At 73.0% G+C, this 699-nt stretch carries 1 pseudogene; it reads left to right on the forward strand.

The annotated features are described in order from the left end of the window. Nucleotides 1–282: 282 nt before the first annotated feature. A pseudogene (locus K789_RS0100630) lies at nucleotides 283–699 on the forward strand (MFS transporter); the annotation flags it as partial.

Here is a 699-nt window from a genome sequence, read left to right on the forward strand (position 1 = left end):
CCCCGCCGCGTTCATCCCGACAGCACCGGGCCCAGTGGCCGTAGCGCGTCCGACGTCCGATGACCGGGGCGGCCGCGGAGTCACAGGCGCGATCCTGCTGGCGGCCGGTGGCCTCATGGTCATGGTGTGGGCCTCCGTGGGCCTCCGAAAGACCGCCTAGCCCCACGCAAAGGCCTCCGGGCCCTTGTCCTTGCGCGGACGAACCGCGAGCCTTGGAAAATGGACCGGCCCCGCCGAAACGTGTCAGCCCCCGAGCGCGCGGGGCGATCTGCGGCGCACGGCGTGAACCGGCGCATCGTCTGGGGCCCGGTGATCGGGTTCGGGCTCGTCAGCCTGGCCGCCGACGTCGTCTCCGACGGCGCCCGGCCGCTGGCCGGTCCCCTGCTCGCCCAGCTGGGTGCCTCCGCGCTGCTCGTCGGACTCGTCACGGGCGCCGCGGAGGCTGCAGCGCAGGGACTCCGGCTGCTGTTCGGGCCTTGGGCGGACCGGACCCGCCGGTACTGGTCATTTACACTGGCCGGATATGGCCTCACCGCGGTCTGTGTGCCCCTGCTCGCCTTGGCACCCCTGGCGGGTGAAGCCGGATTGGTTCTGGCGTCCGTGCTGATCATCGGGGACCGCGTCGGCAAGGCCGTCCGCAGCCCGGCAAAGACCGTGCTGCTGGCAGCGGTCGCCAAACCCGTCGGGCGTGGCCGCGGC

It is taken from the genome of Arthrobacter sp. TB 26, assembly GCF_000427315.1.
Classification (GTDB): domain Bacteria; phylum Actinomycetota; class Actinomycetes; order Actinomycetales; family Micrococcaceae; genus Arthrobacter.